The 15,355-nt window shown below is 57.9% G+C and carries 15 protein-coding genes; 6 read left to right on the top strand and 9 right to left on the bottom strand.

Annotation, left to right across the window (positions count from 1 at the left end):
• Positions 1-346: DUF2125 domain-containing protein (locus ACTG4M_RS11475; RefSeq protein WP_439123798.1), on the top strand; the 346-nt coding region annotated here is incomplete at its 5' end.
• Positions 347-436: 90 nt separating this feature from the next.
• Here ACTG4M_RS11475 and ACTG4M_RS11470 read toward each other — a convergent pair.
• Positions 437-1,654, bottom strand: coding sequence for a UbiH/UbiF/VisC/COQ6 family ubiquinone biosynthesis hydroxylase (locus tag ACTG4M_RS11470; RefSeq protein ID WP_439123797.1), 1,218 nt, complete (start codon positions 1,652-1,654; stop codon positions 437-439).
• A gap of 90 nt (positions 1,655-1,744) precedes the next feature.
• Here ACTG4M_RS11470 and ACTG4M_RS11465 point away from each other — a divergent pair, with 90 nt between their 5' ends.
• From ACTG4M_RS11465 to ACTG4M_RS11450, 4 genes are all read left to right on the top strand, one after another.
• Complete coding sequence (locus ACTG4M_RS11465) at positions 1,745-3,073, top strand: amidase (protein WP_439123796.1); 1,329 nt, start codon at positions 1,745-1,747, stop codon at positions 3,071-3,073.
• Between the two features lie 122 nt (positions 3,074-3,195).
• The gene (locus ACTG4M_RS11460) at positions 3,196-4,386 is read left to right on the top strand and encodes an aminotransferase class I/II-fold pyridoxal phosphate-dependent enzyme (RefSeq protein WP_439123795.1); all 1,191 of its coding nucleotides are present in this window, start codon (positions 3,196-3,198) and stop codon (positions 4,384-4,386) included.
• An 11-nt stretch (positions 4,387-4,397) separates the two neighbouring features.
• Positions 4,398-7,355, top strand: a complete 2,958-nt coding sequence (locus ACTG4M_RS11455) for a DNA translocase FtsK 4TM domain-containing protein (protein ID WP_439123794.1) — start codon at positions 4,398-4,400, stop codon at positions 7,353-7,355.
• Positions 7,356-7,459: 104 nt separating this feature from the next.
• Positions 7,460-8,056 (top strand): LolA family protein, encoded by a 597-nt coding sequence (locus ACTG4M_RS11450; protein ID WP_439123793.1) that lies wholly within the window; start codon positions 7,460-7,462, stop codon positions 8,054-8,056.
• Positions 8,057-8,125: 69 nt separating this feature from the next.
• Here the strand turns inward: ACTG4M_RS11450 and ACTG4M_RS11445 are convergent, their stop codons facing one another.
• Both ACTG4M_RS11445 and ACTG4M_RS11440 read right to left on the bottom strand, forming a co-directional pair.
• Complete coding sequence (locus ACTG4M_RS11445) at positions 8,126-8,794, bottom strand: hypothetical protein (RefSeq protein WP_439123792.1); 669 nt, start codon at positions 8,792-8,794, stop codon at positions 8,126-8,128.
• Positions 8,795-9,006: 212 nt separating this feature from the next.
• Complete coding sequence (locus ACTG4M_RS11440) at positions 9,007-9,597, bottom strand: transglycosylase SLT domain-containing protein (RefSeq protein ID WP_439123791.1); 591 nt, start codon at positions 9,595-9,597, stop codon at positions 9,007-9,009.
• A 226-nt stretch (positions 9,598-9,823) separates the two neighbouring features.
• On the opposite strand from ACTG4M_RS11440, the gene hspQ reads away from it, so the two are divergent.
• Entirely contained in the window at positions 9,824-10,150 is a 327-nt protein-coding gene (gene hspQ, locus ACTG4M_RS11435) for a heat shock protein HspQ (protein WP_439123790.1), read from the top strand.
• Positions 10,151-10,214: 64 nt separating this feature from the next.
• Here the strand turns inward: hspQ and ACTG4M_RS11430 are convergent, their stop codons facing one another.
• The 6 genes from ACTG4M_RS11430 to ACTG4M_RS11405 form a co-directional block, all read right to left on the bottom strand.
• Positions 10,215-11,264: a threonine aldolase family protein gene (locus tag ACTG4M_RS11430; RefSeq protein WP_439123789.1), complete on the bottom strand. Its 1,050-nt coding sequence runs from the start codon at positions 11,262-11,264 to the stop codon at positions 10,215-10,217.
• Positions 11,264-11,737 (bottom strand): YcgN family cysteine cluster protein, encoded by a 474-nt coding sequence (locus ACTG4M_RS11425; protein ID WP_439123788.1) that lies wholly within the window; start codon positions 11,735-11,737, stop codon positions 11,264-11,266. Before ACTG4M_RS11425 ends, ACTG4M_RS11430 begins: the two co-directional genes overlap by 1 nt.
• Complete coding sequence (locus tag ACTG4M_RS11420) at positions 11,734-12,666, bottom strand: bifunctional riboflavin kinase/FAD synthetase (protein WP_439123787.1); 933 nt, start codon at positions 12,664-12,666, stop codon at positions 11,734-11,736. The genes ACTG4M_RS11425 and ACTG4M_RS11420 overlap by 4 nt, the downstream gene beginning before the upstream one ends.
• Before the next feature lie 117 nt (positions 12,667-12,783).
• A complete protein-coding gene (locus tag ACTG4M_RS11415) occupies positions 12,784-13,227 on the bottom strand; it encodes a MaoC family dehydratase (protein ID WP_439123786.1) in 444 nt (147 codons plus the stop codon).
• A 104-nt stretch (positions 13,228-13,331) separates the two neighbouring features.
• Positions 13,332-14,204 (bottom strand): TIGR01459 family HAD-type hydrolase, encoded by an 873-nt coding sequence (locus ACTG4M_RS11410; protein WP_439123785.1) that lies wholly within the window; start codon positions 14,202-14,204, stop codon positions 13,332-13,334.
• A 95-nt stretch (positions 14,205-14,299) separates the two neighbouring features.
• Positions 14,300-15,220, bottom strand: coding sequence for a manganese-dependent inorganic pyrophosphatase (locus ACTG4M_RS11405; RefSeq protein WP_439123784.1), 921 nt, complete (start codon positions 15,218-15,220; stop codon positions 14,300-14,302).
• Positions 15,221-15,355: the final 135 nt, after the last annotated feature.

The raw sequence follows: 15,355 nt of genomic DNA, 5'->3' as shown, positions 1-15,355 counted from the left end.
TGAAGCGCCGGGCGAATTGAACGGGCTGACGCTGAACGATCTGACGATTGAGGTGGCAGGGGCCACGCTTGGCGGCACCGGATCGTTCACGTTCGACAATGACGACATGCAAACCTTTGGCGGTTTTCCCCGTCCCACAGGCAGCGTTGATGTCTCGCTTGATGGGGCGAACACACTGATCGACAAGCTGATCGCGATGGGGTTGCTCACCAACGAAGACGCGATGGGTGCACGTATGATGATGAGCATGTTCGCCGTTCCAGGGGATGGGCCGGACAGTCTCAAGTCTTCTTTGACGATCAACGAACAAGGGCATGTGCTGGCGAACGGCATGCGCATTCAATAATCTGAGCGGCACGTGAAGGGGGCCGCTTGCGACAACGCATCGCCCCCGCCAAGTGTTGATGCAGCGTTTAAAGGTCCAAGACTATCGACGCTAGCCTGTCATCAGATCGGGCAGATCTCCGTTCAACCCAGCTGCTTCGCGAATAAAGGTGCGCCGTGCGCCAGGGATCGCATTGATCGCAGCCATGCCAAGATCACGTCCGGCGCGCAGGAATGGATTATCGTTCGAAAACAACCGGTTGAACACATCCGTGGCGGTTAGCAAAGTCGCCGTGTCAAAGCGCCTCCATTGCTCATAGCGCGACAGCACCTGCGGGCTGGCGAAATCCTCTCCGCGTCGCACTGCGTGACTGATCACATGCGCCAAAGCTGCCACATCGCGCAAACCAGCGTTCAGGCCTTGCCCCGCAATCGGGTGCATCCCATGTGCCGCATCCCCCACCAGCGCCAGCCGATCTGCGACAAAGCGGTTCGCGACGGTCAGGCCCAGCGGATAGGTGAACCGCGACCCGGCAAGTGAGATCTCTCCTAGGAAATCGCCAAAGCGCGGGCGCAGAACCGTCAGATACTCGTCTTCGGGCAGGGCATTGATCTCTTCGGCTAAACCTTTGCGTTCGCTCCAGACAATCGATGACCGATTGTCCGTCAAAGGTAAAATCGCCAATGGCCCGGCAGGCATAAACAACTGATGCGCCACGCCGCCATGCGGTTTTTCATGCGCAATCGCACAAACCAGTGCGGTCTGGGTATAATCCCATGCGGTCCGCCGAATGCCCGCGCGTTGCCCGGTTCCACTTTGGCGACCGTCGGCCCCGACGATCAAACGCCCGGTCAACACGTCACCCGACGCCAGAGTCACACTCGCGCCAGAGGTCGTGACGGCCTGATCAACCACCATCTCCCCGGCCAGATGCGTCACCAGCGGCTCGGCTTCCATCGCCTTTAGCAATGACCGGCGCAGATACCGATCTTCAAGCATGTGGCCCATCGGCCCTTCCTCGATCTCGGCGCTGTTGAAGTGCAGACCCAAAAAAACCTCTGCATCGCCTGCGCGCCCGTCACTGACCTTGATTTCGGTCATCGGCTGAGCATTAGCCTGCAGCCGGTCCCAAAGTCCGAGCGCGTTCAGCATCCGCACTGACGCCAATGCCAGGGCATAAGACCGCCCGTCGAAATTATCGCTGCGCCGCGCACCTTCGGGGCGGGCGTCGATGACGATGCTGGACAGCCCAGCACGCGCGGCGGCAAGGGCAAGCGTCGGACCGTTCAGCCCGCCGCCGACGATCAGAATGTCGGATGCTGTGTTCATGTTTGGAAATATGGAAGCGCTGCCGGGATTGTCCATGCGCTCCTCTGCCGCTACCGTCACGCGAACACGTCAGGGCAGGGAACATAGCACATGAGCGCATGGCAGAATATGACAGCCGCCGATCTGGGGCGCGGCATTGAAAAAGGTGAGATTGATCCGGTCGAATTGACCCAGTCTTTCCTCGATGCCATCGACGCGCACGAATTCCGCGACCGTATCTATGCCCGCCTGACGCCTGACCGCGCCTTGGCCGAGGCAAGCGCCGCCCAAGAACGCGCCCGCCTCAAGTTGCGCCGCTCTCCCTTGGACGGTGTGCCGATCAGTTGGAAAGACCTGTTCGATACCGCCGGCGTGGTGACCGAAGCTGGATCGAAACTCCTCGAAGGCCGCGTGCCAGATGCAGATGCAGAAGTCTTGCAAGCGGCTACGCATCAAGGAACGATCTGTCTTGGGAAAACGCATCTCAGCGAATTGGCCTTTTCCGGCCTTGGCCTGAACCCCAAAACGGCCACGCCGCCCAATATCCACAACCCCGACAATGCGCCCGGCGGGTCATCATCGGGGGCAGCCACGTCGGTGGCCTATGGCTTGGCCCCTGCGGCCATCGGATCTGACACAGGTGGATCTGTGCGTGTACCCTCTGCATGGAATGACCTTGTCGGGCTCAAGACCACCTCTGGTTTGCTCAGCCTGAAAGGGGCGGTGCCGCTGGCCGCCAAATTCGACACTGTCGGGCCGTTGTGCAAATCGGTCGAAGACGCGGCACTGCTCTACGCAATAATGAAAGGCGAAGCGGCGATTGATCTCGCTCCGGCCTCGCTCAAAGGCCGCCAGCTCGCAATTCTGACAACAACCGCATTGGACGAAGTGCGCGATGAACCACGCAAAGGGTTTGATCACGCCATTCAACGGTTTCGCGATGCAGGGGCCGAGATTGCGGAAATCGCGGTACCGGAATTGGACACGGCCATGTCGCTGGCTCCGATACTTTACGGGTCCGAAGCGTATGGCACATGGAAAGAGGTGATCGAGGCGAATCCAGACGTGATGTTCGCCGAAATCCTTGCCCGGTTCCGTTCCGGCAAAGATTTCTCGGGCGCCGATTATGTTGCCGCTTGGCACACACTTGAACGGTGCCGTGCGATTTATCTTAAAGCCACTGCCGAATTCGACGCGGTGCTGTGCCCGACATGCCCGATCACACCTCCAAATGTAGAACGGCTGATGACGGTTAGTGACTATTATGTCACGGAAAATCTACTCACCCTGCGCAACACCCGCATCGGCAACCTCATGGGAGTGTGCGCCTTAACGCTTCCCACTGGCACCCCAGCCTGTGGTGTGTCGCTTATGGCGGCTCCTGGCGACGAAAGGCGGCTTTTGCGGCTGGGTCTGGCTGCCGAAGTTGCACTGGCCTGAACTTTGGCCTGAAAGCCACAACCGACTGATCTATGCGCTCTTTTTCTGGACGCGCTGCCATCGCCTATGTAATTTAGTCTCAAAGAGGGCGTGAATGACCCTCGTTCTGAGGCAGTATTGGCATGTTTCCCGAGCGGTTTTCGAACCTTCCGGCTTATGCGTTCCCGCGTCTGCGCGCCCTATTGGACGTGCACGAACCCGGTGGGCCGGTGGTACATATGACGATCGGAGAGCCGAAACACGCTTTTCCGGCTTGGATTTCGGACATTCTTTCGCAGAACATCGCTGGATTTAACAAATACCCGCCGAACGAGGGCACACCCGAACTGCGCAGCGCGATCCGCGATTGGGTGCAGCAGCGTTATGGCGTCGGCCTTGATGCGGACACGCAGATCACGGCGCTCAATGGGACACGTGAGGGGCTATATAACGTCGGAATGGCGCTGTGCCCGGAAACCAAGAATGGCGCCAAACCCATCGTTTTGATGCCGAACCCGTTTTATCAGGTCTATCTCATCTCGGCGATTTCAGCCGCAGCTGACCCCGTCTTCGTGAATGCCACGGAAGCAACCGCACATTTGCCTGATTTCGAAGGTCTGCCAGAGGACGTGCTGAACCGCACCACGCTGGCCTATATCTGTTCGCCCGCGAACCCGCAGGGGGCTGTGGCCGACCGTGGCTACTGGGAACGGCTAATTATGCTGGCCGAAAAGCACGATTTCCAGATCCTCGCTGATGAATGCTATTCCGAGATCTACCGTGACACGCCTCCTGTTGGTGCTTTGCAGGTGGCACGGGATATGGATGCAGGCCCCGAACGTGTTGTGATTTTTCACTCTTTGTCCAAACGATCGAACCTGCCGGGCCTGCGCTCTGGCTTTGTCGCCGGTGGTCCAGAGTCGATCAAACGCATCCAGCAATTGCGCAATTATTCCGGCGCACCTCTCCCCCTTCCGCTTCAGGCGGTGGCCGAGGCGGTCTGGAAAGACGAAGCGCATGTCGAAGAGAACCGCGCGCTTTACGCCGAGAAATTCGATATAGCCGACCGTATCTTTGGAAATGTGCCGGGCTACCGATCCCCGGAGGCCGGTTTTTTTCTCTGGCTGCCCGTCGAAGACGGAGAAGCGGCGGCTGTAAAGCTTTGGAAAGAAACGGGTGTCCGGGTGCTTCCCGGTGCGTACCTGTCGCGCGACACTGACGCTGGAAACCCCGGCCAACACTATATTCGGGTCGCCATGGTGGCTCCAAAAGAAGAAACCGAACGCGGCCTGACGCAGATCAGGGACTGCCTTTACGGCGGTGAAGACCAATAAAGAGGCGAACGATGGCATATCAGGCACGGGGGCGTGACCCCCTCTTTGACAGCAACATGCAGGCTGCGATCGAAAAACGTGGCAAAGAGCTGGGTGGCTTCGTGCTAATGGCACTGGGCGCGATGGCGGCGGCCATGATCTATTCTTACTCGCCTCAAGACCCAAGCTGGCTGTCCGCCACAGATGCGCCCGTTCAGAACTGGCTAGGACGTGCAGGGGCCTCTGTCGCCGCACCTTTGTTCATGATTGTCGGTTGGGCCAGTTGGGGCCTGGCGCTTGTTTTGCTGGTCTGGGGTGCTCGGTTTGCGCTTCACAAAGGTGAAGACCGCGCGCTGTCCTGCCTGATTTTCGCACCGATCTGGGTCGCTCTGGCGGCAGTCTATGCCGCCGGTGTGCCCGAAAGCACAGTTTGGACTCATAGCTTCGGGCTTGGCGGGTTGTTCGGTGACATGATGATGGGATCTGTTCTGACGATCTTGCCATTGGGCACCACTTTCGCGCTCAAGCTAATGATGTTTGTTCTTGGTCTGGCCGTTCTTGCTATGGGGTCTTTTGTGCTGGGCTTCACCAAGGCCGAATTGGGGCGCATGATACGGTTCCTTCTGGTCGGCGTGATCATGGTTTACGCAACCATGCTGTCGCTCTTGGGCAAAGGCGCGTCTGGCGCACTCGGTGCCGCCCGCGAGATGCAGGCCAAAAACGCCGAACGCCGCGCCGTGCGTGCGCAGGAAGAGGCTGAAGCAGCTGAATGGGCCGCAGCACAAGAGGCAGTCAAGGCCGAACCGCGCGTGACACGTATCGCCCCCAAGGTCGCCCCTGTCGCGCAAGCCGAAGAAACCTTGTTTGAAGACGACCTCCCGGCTCCGACCCCAGCACCGCAGAAAACTGGCTTCCTGTCCAAGATGCCATCCCTCATCCGCCGCGCAGATCCTGAACCTGAATTGGTTGAAACATGGCCCACAGGTGAACTGCCAGAAACACTGCCGGGCGATGACCGCGTACGCGCCAAGATTGCTGATGCGATCAAATCCCGTGTACGCCAGAACCCAGCCGTCACCTCGGCCATCGCAGCGCCCCTGACCAAAGGCCGCGGTCGCGGGCCTGATCCGTTGATCTTTAAACCGGCCGATGGCCTGCCCCCAGAACCGCCGGTCACGGCCCGCCAAGAGCCGCAGATGCGCGCGGAACCGCCAGTCACAGCCTCCAGCCAAGCGTACCTGTCGCAACCGCAATTTGTTGACGAACCGGAAGAAAACATCTTCGACGACATGACCGATTGGGACGACTACGGCGATGCCCCGCAAGCCTATGCGCCCGTTCCTCCGACGCCAGCGCCTGTGCCGCAACCCGAGGCCAAGAAGGTGGTTCAGCAGCCACAACGTAAGCCAATCCAACCCTCAAAGCGGGCACAGCAAGAGGCCCAGCCGCAGCTGCAATTCGAAGACAAACATGTCGACTATGACCTGCCGCCGCTTGGCCTTTTGATGGACCCTTCCACAATCGAACGTCACCACCTCAGTGACGAAGCGCTCGAAGAAAACGCGCGCATGTTGGAAGCGGTGCTTGATGACTATGGCGTCAAAGGCGAAATCGTATCAGTCCGCCCCGGCCCTGTTGTCACGATGTACGAACTTGAACCCGCGCCGGGCCTTAAGGCCTCCCGCGTCATCGGTTTGGCTGACGACATCGCGCGCTCCATGTCGGCGCTCTCTGCCCGTGTCTCCACCGTTCCGGGCCGCAGCGTGATTGGCATTGAACTGCCGAATGAAAACCGCGAGATGGTCAGCTTCCGCGAAATCCTCTCGACCCGCGATTATGGGGACGGCACACAGAAACTGCCGCTCGCATTGGGTAAGGATATCGGTGGGGATCCCGTAGTGGCGAACCTCGCCAAGATGCCTCACCTTCTTATTGCGGGGACGACCGGTTCCGGCAAGTCGGTCGCGATCAACACCATGATCCTGTCGCTGCTCTACAAACTGACACCCGCCGATCTACGCCTCGTGATGATCGACCCCAAGATGCTCGAACTTAGCGTCTATGACGGCATCCCGCACCTTCTGTCGCCGGTTGTGACCGATCCCAAAAAGGCCGTGGTCGCGCTGAAATGGGTCGTCGGCGAAATGGAAGACCGCTATCGCAAAATGTCCAAGATGGGCGTCCGCAACATCGACGGTTACAACAGTCGCGTTGCCGATGCGCTGGGCAAGGAAGAGATGTTCGAACGCACGGTGCAGACCGGCTTTGACGACGAAACCGGCGAACCGATCTTCGAGACCGAGGAAATCCAACCAGTCAAGATGCCCTATATTGTCGTAATCGTCGACGAGATGGCCGACCTGATGATGGTCGCGGGCAAGGAAATCGAAGCCTGCATTCAGCGCTTGGCCCAGATGGCGCGTGCGTCCGGTATTCACCTCATCATGGCAACCCAGCGCCCGTCGGTCGACGTCATCACCGGCACGATCAAGGCGAACTTCCCCACCCGGATCAGCTTTCAGGTCACCTCCAAGATCGACAGCCGCACGATCCTCGGCGAAATGGGTGCCGAGCAGCTGCTGGGGCAGGGCGATATGCTATACATGGCCGGCGGTGCGAAGATCACACGCTGCCACGGCCCGTTTGTATCGGACGAAGAGGTCGAGGAAATCGTCACGCATCTCAAGGCGTTCGGCCCACCTGAATATGTCAGCGGCGTCGTTCAGGGCCCCGAGGATGACAAGGCCGACAACATCGATGCCGTGCTTGGCCTTAACACTGGCGGCAACACTGATGGCGAAGATGCGCTTTATGATCAGGCCGTCGCCATTGTCATCCGTGACCGCAAATGCTCGACCTCCTACATCCAGCGCAAACTGGCCATCGGCTACAACAAGGCCGCCCGTTTGGTCGAACAGATGGAAGATGAAGGCGTGGTGTCAGCCGCCAATCACGTCGGCAAACGCGAAATTCTGGTGCCCGAGCAGTAAAGACCTGCCGATCCAGTCACAAAAACGGGCGCTGCTATCGCATAACAGCGCCCGTTTCGCCATATAGAGGTCAAGAGCTCTGAGCAGACAGGACCAAAGACCCTATGCGACTTCGTTTCCTTGCCCTTTTGGCCGCACTTTCATGGATGTGGGTGGCGCCCGCGCAAGCCCAACAACTTTCGTTGAATGCGCTTTCGAACTACCTCAACCAGCTAACCAGCGCCGAAGCCAACTTTACCCAGATCAACGCTGACGGCACGATTTCGACCGGGACGCTTTACTTGCGTCGCCCCGGTAAGGTTCGCTTTGAATACAACCCTCCAGAGCAGGCCTTGGTGATGGCCAATAACGGCGCGGTGGTGGTGTTCGATAAAAAGCTTGGCGGAGAGCCGGAAACCTACCCCCTCGATCGCACGCCGCTGGGGCTGATCCTTGCCCGCAACGTTGATCTGTCCCGCGCTAATATGGTCGTCGCGCACGGCTATGACGGCACAGCAACCACCGTGACCGCGCAAGATCCACAAAACCCCGAATATGGCAGCATTCAGCTCAAATTCACCAGCGGCCCGGTCGAGCTGCGCCAATGGGTCATCACCGATGACGGCGGGGGGCAAACCACTGTTGTGTTGGGCGCTTTGGAACGCAAACAACTGGCGAACCGACTGTTCAACGTTGAAATGGAACGCCGCGCGAACCGCTAATGCAGTGCGGTAAGCCTATCGCAGTCCGCTTTTGCTTAACAAATGTTCGGTAACCAAGGCCATCACCACCTACGCAGCTTTCCCGCCGTCTTGCAAAACGTCAACATCAGTCACCAGAATGATTTCGCAGCCCCCGACAATTGACCCGTCGTCACGCCGCGTAGAGGACCGCCAGGGCGCAATCTGATCGCCGGTGACTTTGACCAGATACCCGCGAACCCTGACGCGAGAACCGACTGTAATCGCCATCAGCGCATTGTTTATCATTTGGTTTGCCGGGATGAGATGATTGTTGGTGACCTGATCGCTCCAGTCGCGTGGCAAATCAGCGCCTGGGCTGGGCGAAAACCAAATTGCGCGATGCCCGGCGCGGAATTCGATGTCATCAATGCCGCCGGGCTCTGCCAAATCTCCCCATACGATGCCCAGATCTAGAGGAGAAATCGCGCTTGTCAGATCATGGCGAAACTCGCGGCGCGTCACGACCAGCCCTTCGATGACATAGCTCGTCAAGAGCTTCGCCTCGAACCCATCGCCAAGGGTCACCCACATCGCATTCAAGCGGTCTTGTGCAGGTGATCCGTCTGATGATGCTGTCAATGGAAGCGGCGGAAGCTGCGCGCTATCCACGACTGTTGCCAGATTGGGGCGAGGTGCAGATTGCTCGTCGGCCATACCAAAGACCCAAGCGCCCAAGACAACGGCGAACACTGCGATCTTGGTGCCTTCGTCGAACATTGCTGTTGGTTTCCTTCAAGCGCGCTGCTGCTTAAAGAATACTATCAACGCAAAGTGGCAGAAATTTGCCCGGTTTGCGCAGCACTTTGACTGGATGGGATAGGCGGCTCGCGCCGCGCGAGGCCTAGAATCCACAAGCCTTAACAAACCTTTAATGGGTCAGTAGGACTCACCCAATGTTTCGCGCGCGAAACAATAGGGCCGATTTGGACCTACCTGCGCACCCGGCAGGTTGCCAGCTGACCTTGATACATGGCCGACCGCGCAGCGATCTCGTCAGACACCCGCAAAAGCCACGCTTTGCTGTTATACGACCGACGCGCAAACCCAGAGCGGCCTTCGTGATAGGCAAGGTACTGGTTGCGGGCATCGCTCAACGAAATGCCCAGACGCCGGTTTGATTCCGCCATGTACCAACCCATAAAGTCCGCAGCATCGCTAATGTTGTTACGTCGCGCGCGGAACTTGCGTTGATCCTCTTGGTATTCTTCCCAAGTGCCATTCAGAGCCTGACTATAGCCATAGGCCGAACTTTGACGTCCCATCGGGATCACGCCCAACGTATAGCGAAACGGCGTTCGTGCATCGGATTTGAATTTGCTTTCCTGGTACATCGCAGCCATCTGCACATGTACCGGCACACCCCATTTGCGTTCTGCCGCTCGAAACGCGCGTAAATAGCCTGGTCGCTGTTGCAGAATTGAACAGGCATTGTCTAGGTTACGTGGCGCCGATGTGCCGCCGCCGCCCCCGCAAGAGGCTGCCAGCAAAACAATCACCAAGGCGCGAAAGAATCTGCTCATGGGCCTCTCGCTTTTGCTCGAAGGCGGTTGGTCCACCTTTCGGGTTGACGGTAGTTTAGCCTAAAGGTGCCTTGGGGGAAATCACAATTGCTCGGGTCGGCAAGCCCTTGCCATGGCAAAAAAAACCTTGTGTCGAAATACATCACAGACTGTTTCCGAAAAATGGCGCCTGAGAATTGGACAATTTGTCGAAAATCAGGCAGGTATACGGCAACGGACAGGACATATGATCAGACATCGCGCAAAATATAACATCGGGCAGGTCGTTCGGCATCGCAGACATCCCTTCCGGGGCGTGGTGTTCGACGTGGACCCTGAATTTAACAACACTGAAGAGTGGTATGAAGCTATTCCTGAGGACAGCCGTCCTAAGAAGGCGCAGCCGTTCTACCACCTCCTCGCTGAAAATGACCAAAGCTTCTATGTCGCTTATGTGTCAGAGCAGAACTTGATCGCCGATTATTCTGGCGAGCCTGTCGAACACCCGGATGTGCCTGACCTTTTCGGCGCGTTCGAGGACGGCAGTTACGAACTGCAATTTCAATACAACTGAACGAACTCTCTCTCAGTTTGCCGCGTGCGTAACCAGTAAGGGCTCCCAATCGGGAGCCCTTATTTTATGCGGTGGTTAGCAGCGAAACAAAGCGATCAATCTCGGTGTCTGGCAATGACCAGTCGCAGACCAACCGTCCCGTCAAAAGCCCGTCGGCCGGTCCCTCGGTCAAATCGCCACCTGATACGTGATATTTGGCGCCACCAGCCTGAAGCGTCTGATGCACGCCGCGAGGGGCCTGGAAAAAGATCATGTTCGCCGTGACATCGTTGATGACGTGAATATCGTTCCGTTTGCGAATGCCATCATAAAGATGTGCGGCTTTGGAATTCGCCCGCTGCGCCAAATCCTTCCAAAGGTCGTTGCGCAGATAAGCTGCCATTTGTGCCGACAGGTAGCGATGCTTGGAGAACAAATGCCCACCACGTTTGCGGCGCAATTCGAATTCCCATGCCTTGGCGGGGTCAAAAAACACCACCGCTTCGACTCCCATAAGTCCGTTTTTGGTGCCGCCGAACACGGCCACATCCACACCCAGCCTCCACGACATCTCAGCCGGGGTGCAGCCCAGCGAAACCGCCGCATTGGCAAAGCGCGCACCGTCAAGATGCACGGGCAGGTCGTAAGACTTGGCTATGTCACAAAGCGTTTGCAGTTCATCCAATGAATAGACGTTGCCCATCTCGGTTACCTGCGTGATCGACACAGCCCCACGACGCGGACCATGCACACCGCGATTGCCCTGGCTTTCGATTGAGGCCGTCAGCCCCTCGGGTGTCATGCGATCCGGGCCTTGTATCAGCGTCAGTTTTGCCCCGCCCATGTAGAATTCTGGCGCGTTGCACTCGTCTTCTTCGATATGGGCCATCGGCGTGCAGAACACCGTATCGAACGGTTCAACCAAAGTGGCCAAGGCCAGCGCATTTGCGGCGGTGCCGGTGGCAACCAGATAAACTGCCGCGTCTGGTGCTTCGAAGAGGTCGCGTATGCTCTGGCGTACCTCGTCCATCAGCGCATCGGCTCCATAGCCAAACGTATAGCCTTGATTGGCTTCGGCCAACGTGTCGAGAACAGCCTGCGGCACAGGTCCGCTGTTGTCAGAGGCAAAAAACATCAGGTCGGTTCCTCAATGATGTGGTCTTCCCAATCGTCTTCGTGGACTTCGAATTCAGGCACGGTGGCGTTTCGCATCGAAACGCCCGCTTGATGCACTGTTTCAGGTGTACCAGAGATCAGCGGGTGCCAGTCGTAGAGTGGCTTGCCTTCCCATAGCAGTCGGTAGGCGCAGGTCTTGGGCATCCAATAGGCGTGGTCGTCGATATTTGATGGCTTCAGAACAATGCACTCGGGCACAAACTGGTGCCGGATCTCGTATTGCGCGCAGCGGCAGGTGCTGTCATCGAACAGGCGGCATGCCACGCGGGTCAGTTCGACATGTCCGGTGTCCTCGTCCTCTAGCTTATTCAGGCAGCACTTGCCGCAGCCGTCGCATAGCGCTTCCCATTCCTGTGTGTTCAGGTCGGTCAGCGCTTTGCGTTCCCAGAACCGAGGGTCCAGCCCTTTGCGATCAATCGGATCCTTATTCATAGCGCAGTCAGGATGGTCCGGGCTTTGGCGCAATCCGCATCCATCTGGCTGATGAGCGCTTCCAGGCTGTCGAACTTCAGCTCGGGGCGCAGGAAATCTACCAGCGCGACAGACACCGTTGCGCCGTAAAGATCGCCGGTGAAATCAAAGATGAAGGTTTCCAGATTGGCGCGGTTTTCCCCGAACATCGGACGGACGCCAATGGAGGATGCACCGTGATATGATCCGGCATGTGGACCGTCCAGAACATCGACCAGCACGGCATAAACACCAAATTTTGGCGGATGCAGGCCGTCGATCGACATGTTGGCCGTGGGATAGCCCAATTCGCGTCCCCGCTGTTCGCCACCAATCACTTCGCCCTCGATCCTGTGCCAATGGCCCAGCATTTCTGCCACGCGGCGCGGGTCGCCATCGGTGAGCGCCGTGCGGATGGCGGTCGAAGATACAGCACCAGAGGCCGAGGTGATCAGGTCGGCGATGGTCACGCCAAAGCCCATTGTGTGGCCAAAGGAAACAAGGTCTTCGACCGTTCCGGCGCGGCCTTTGCCGAAACAGAAATCGTTGCCCACCACGACGTGGCGCAGTCCAAGTCCGTTGGAAATGACGTTGTTTGCGAACCCCTCGGGGCTCAGCTCGGCTAGCTGCTTGTTGAATTTGAGTTCATAGAGCACATCGACGCCAAGTTTCCTGAGCCGGGTTTCTCGCGCTTCGGCGCTCATCAGGCGAAATGGCGGGGCGTCTGGAGCGAAATATTCGCGTGGGTGCGGCTCAAACGTCAGGACACCCAGCGGCGCGTCCGGTACCGCGTCGCGGGCAAGCTTGATGACAGCCTGATGGCCGGCGTGCACGCCGTCAAAATTGCCAATGGCAACAGTGGCGCCCTTATCGCTGTCCGCGACGAATTGATAATCCCGCACGATCTTCATGCGCAGAGGACTAGCGGGGGCTTGGGGGTGTTGCAATCCCTGCGCTTTGATGGATTGGGTGATTTTCCGTTAACGGAAAACCGAGGATACACGGACGCATCCTCGCGCCAAGTGAGGTCAGTCGAACTTACGCGACGGGGCGAGCACTTTGGCTTCGCCGATAAGAACCTTTTTGCCATCGACCGAGCAATGACAATCGAGGGTGACTCGACGTTTCGCGATGTCGATGTCGACTACTTTGACCTCTGCATAGACCATGTCGCCGGGGCGCACTGGGCCGAGGAATTTGAGCGTCTGCCCCATGTAGACCGTGCCATGACCGGGAAGCTGCTCGCCGATGACCGCCGAGATCAAACCAGCGGTCAGCATGCCATGGGCGATGCGGCCTTCAAAGATTGTGTCCTGCGCATAGTCATCGTCAAGATGCACAGGATTCCGGTCGGTGGAGATTTGCGCGAACATCTCGATGTCCTGATCCGTCACCTCTTTACGCAGGTGACGCGACATCCCCATTTCGATGTCTTCGATGCAGATCGTTCCGCGTGGCAGGTTATCCAACATTTCGCACTCCACTCTCAGGTGACGAGGTAATAAAAAACCAAGTCATGACCCTATTCTTGCAACTTTATTACTTTGCAAGCGCAGAAAAGCAAGGAAAATCTGCGTCAGCGGAGTTGTCCAATCGTGTAAGTTGGGGAGGCGGATTCCTTTGCGAGATAAGCACTTAGCGCGTCCGGGTCGGGTTGGTGCGACGTTTTTGTTTCTTCTGCGGCCAAGCCACCGGAAATGAAAAGGGAATCAAGATCTTCTCCCATCGCCCCGTCGATGTCGGTATGAACCCCGTCACCGATGGCCAGAATGCGCGACGGATCAACGTCAATATCAAGCGCGGCTATGCGACGACGAGCCAGATCATAGATCGGCGGATGGGGCTTGCCAAAATAAAGGCTCTCGCCACCCATTTCGGTGTAAAGCGCGGCGAGCGCACCGGCGCACCATTCCCGGCTTTCGCCGCGATCGACGACGATATCGGGATTGGCGCAGAGCAGTTTGAGGCCTTTCTGCTTGGCATAAAGGAACTGTGGCCGGTTCACGGACGGATCGGCGTGGGGGTCGAAGGGACCGCAGCAAATGATGCCATCGGCCTCTTCCAACTCGACTCTTTGGATGTTTGCCGGGTTATCGATCAGCTCCATTGGTTCAAAAAAGCTCTCGTCAAAAGGCTGGCCCATGAACCAGACCTTTTCGCCAACGGCGCCACGGAACATGGCTGCGCGGGCGCTGTCGCCGCTGGTGGCGATGCTGTCATAGCAATCATCGGGGACGTTCAACCGTTTGAGTTGCTTTGCCACCTCATCGCGAGAGCGCGGCGCGTTCGTCAGCAGAACCACCGTCCCGCCGCCCTGCTTGAACCCCTTGAGGCATGCTACAGCGTCCTCATAGGCAGTGACGCCATTGTGGACGCAGCCCCAAAGGTCGACGAGCAATACGTCGTAGCGGTTGGCGATATCGGCGAGAGAATCGATGATCTGGGTCATGGTGCGTCTTTCCGGGGCTGTTGTGGTCTCAGGTCACATGAAAAAGGGGATGCCGTCCAGCACCCCCTTGGAAACGTCAATTTGCGCGCTTCGGTTCAAAGCTTAAGGTTCGGGATGATCTGCTTTTTGCGGCTGACCACACCTGGAAGCACAACTGTGTCGCCCGACACTGTTGCGTCAAAGCTTTTCTCGGCCAGCGTTTTGACCAGATCATTTGGCACCAGCAGCGTGGCTTCTTCGTTAAGAATATCGACAACGAAGAGGATCACCTGATCAACGCCGTCTTCCTTGGCGACATCTGTCATTGTGGCCATCAGGCTGTCTTTGCGGTCGAGCACGGTTTTGGGCGAGGTGGTTTCGAGAACCGACACGCGGAACTTGGTGCCTTCGACCGGATATTCCTTGCTGTCCATGCGCAGAAGTTCGGCATCCGAAAAGGCCGAGACGTCGGATTTGGCTGCGAACAGTTCGGCCGCGAAATCGGGTATCGACACGTCAAGGTCCTCGGCCAATGCGTGGGCAATGGCTTTGTCTTCTTGCGTTGTGGTCGGCGACCGGAATTCCAGCGTGTCGGACAAGATGCAGGACAGCATCGCACCTTTGATATTCGTGGGGGCTTGGGCCAGATCGTCGCCGATGAGTTTCCACATGATGGTCGCGGTGCAGGCCACGGGTTCGATGCGGATGTCGATCGGACCTTTGGTTTCCAGACCGCCGACCAGTTTGTGATGGTCGATGATCGCACGGATGTCGGCGCTGTTGATCGCTGAGGGCAGTTCGGCCGGGTTATTGGTATCCACGACAACAACCGGCTGGTCTGCTTCGACATCCGAGATGATCTCGGGCTTGTCGAGTTTCCAATGGTCCAGCATGAACGCAGCTTCGGTGTTGGGTTCACCCAGCAGAACTGGCTTGGCATCCTCGCCTTTGATCTGGTTGAGATACCATGCCCAGATGATCGGGCTTCCGGTGCTGTCGGTGTCGGGGGATTTGTGTCCGAATACGAGGGTTGTCATTGGGGGCCTCTGCGCTGCAAAAATCAGGTCGCGCGCCTTATGGGGCGCGCGATCCGGGATGTCACCTGTGTCAGTTTGCGCCGAATCAAGCGATGGCCGGAACCGCGTCAATGCGGTTGTGGCGGAGCATCTAAG

This window comes from Marivita sp. (genome assembly GCF_965656765.1).
Taxonomy (GTDB): Bacteria; Pseudomonadota; Alphaproteobacteria; order Rhodobacterales; family Rhodobacteraceae; genus Marivita.
This window is presented reverse-complemented; position numbering and strand designations above follow the sequence as displayed.

Coding starts and splice junctions, on each gene's coding strand:
- ACTG4M_RS11470 (WP_439123797.1), bottom strand. CDS start 1,654: ATGAACACAGCATCCGACATTCTGATCGTCGGCGGCGGGCTGAACGGT.
- ACTG4M_RS11465 (WP_439123796.1), top strand. CDS start 1,745: ATGAGCGCATGGCAGAATATGACAGCCGCCGATCTGGGGCGCGGCATT.
- ACTG4M_RS11460 (WP_439123795.1), top strand. CDS start 3,196: ATGTTTCCCGAGCGGTTTTCGAACCTTCCGGCTTATGCGTTCCCGCGT.
- ACTG4M_RS11455 (WP_439123794.1), top strand. CDS start 4,398: ATGGCATATCAGGCACGGGGGCGTGACCCCCTCTTTGACAGCAACATG.
- ACTG4M_RS11450 (WP_439123793.1), top strand. CDS start 7,460: ATGCGACTTCGTTTCCTTGCCCTTTTGGCCGCACTTTCATGGATGTGG.
- ACTG4M_RS11445 (WP_439123792.1), bottom strand. CDS start 8,794: ATGTTCGACGAAGGCACCAAGATCGCAGTGTTCGCCGTTGTCTTGGGC.
- ACTG4M_RS11440 (WP_439123791.1), bottom strand. CDS start 9,597: ATGAGCAGATTCTTTCGCGCCTTGGTGATTGTTTTGCTGGCAGCCTCT.
- hspQ (WP_439123790.1), top strand. CDS start 9,824: ATGATCAGACATCGCGCAAAATATAACATCGGGCAGGTCGTTCGGCAT.
- ACTG4M_RS11430 (WP_439123789.1), bottom strand. CDS start 11,264: ATGTTTTTTGCCTCTGACAACAGCGGACCTGTGCCGCAGGCTGTTCTC.
- ACTG4M_RS11425 (WP_439123788.1), bottom strand. CDS start 11,737: ATGAATAAGGATCCGATTGATCGCAAAGGGCTGGACCCTCGGTTCTGG.
- ACTG4M_RS11420 (WP_439123787.1), bottom strand. CDS start 12,666: ATGAAGATCGTGCGGGATTATCAATTCGTCGCGGACAGCGATAAGGGC.
- ACTG4M_RS11415 (WP_439123786.1), bottom strand. CDS start 13,227: ATGTTGGATAACCTGCCACGCGGAACGATCTGCATCGAAGACATCGAA.
- ACTG4M_RS11410 (WP_439123785.1), bottom strand. CDS start 14,204: ATGACCCAGATCATCGATTCTCTCGCCGATATCGCCAACCGCTACGAC.
- ACTG4M_RS11405 (WP_439123784.1), bottom strand. CDS start 15,220: ATGACAACCCTCGTATTCGGACACAAATCCCCCGACACCGACAGCACC.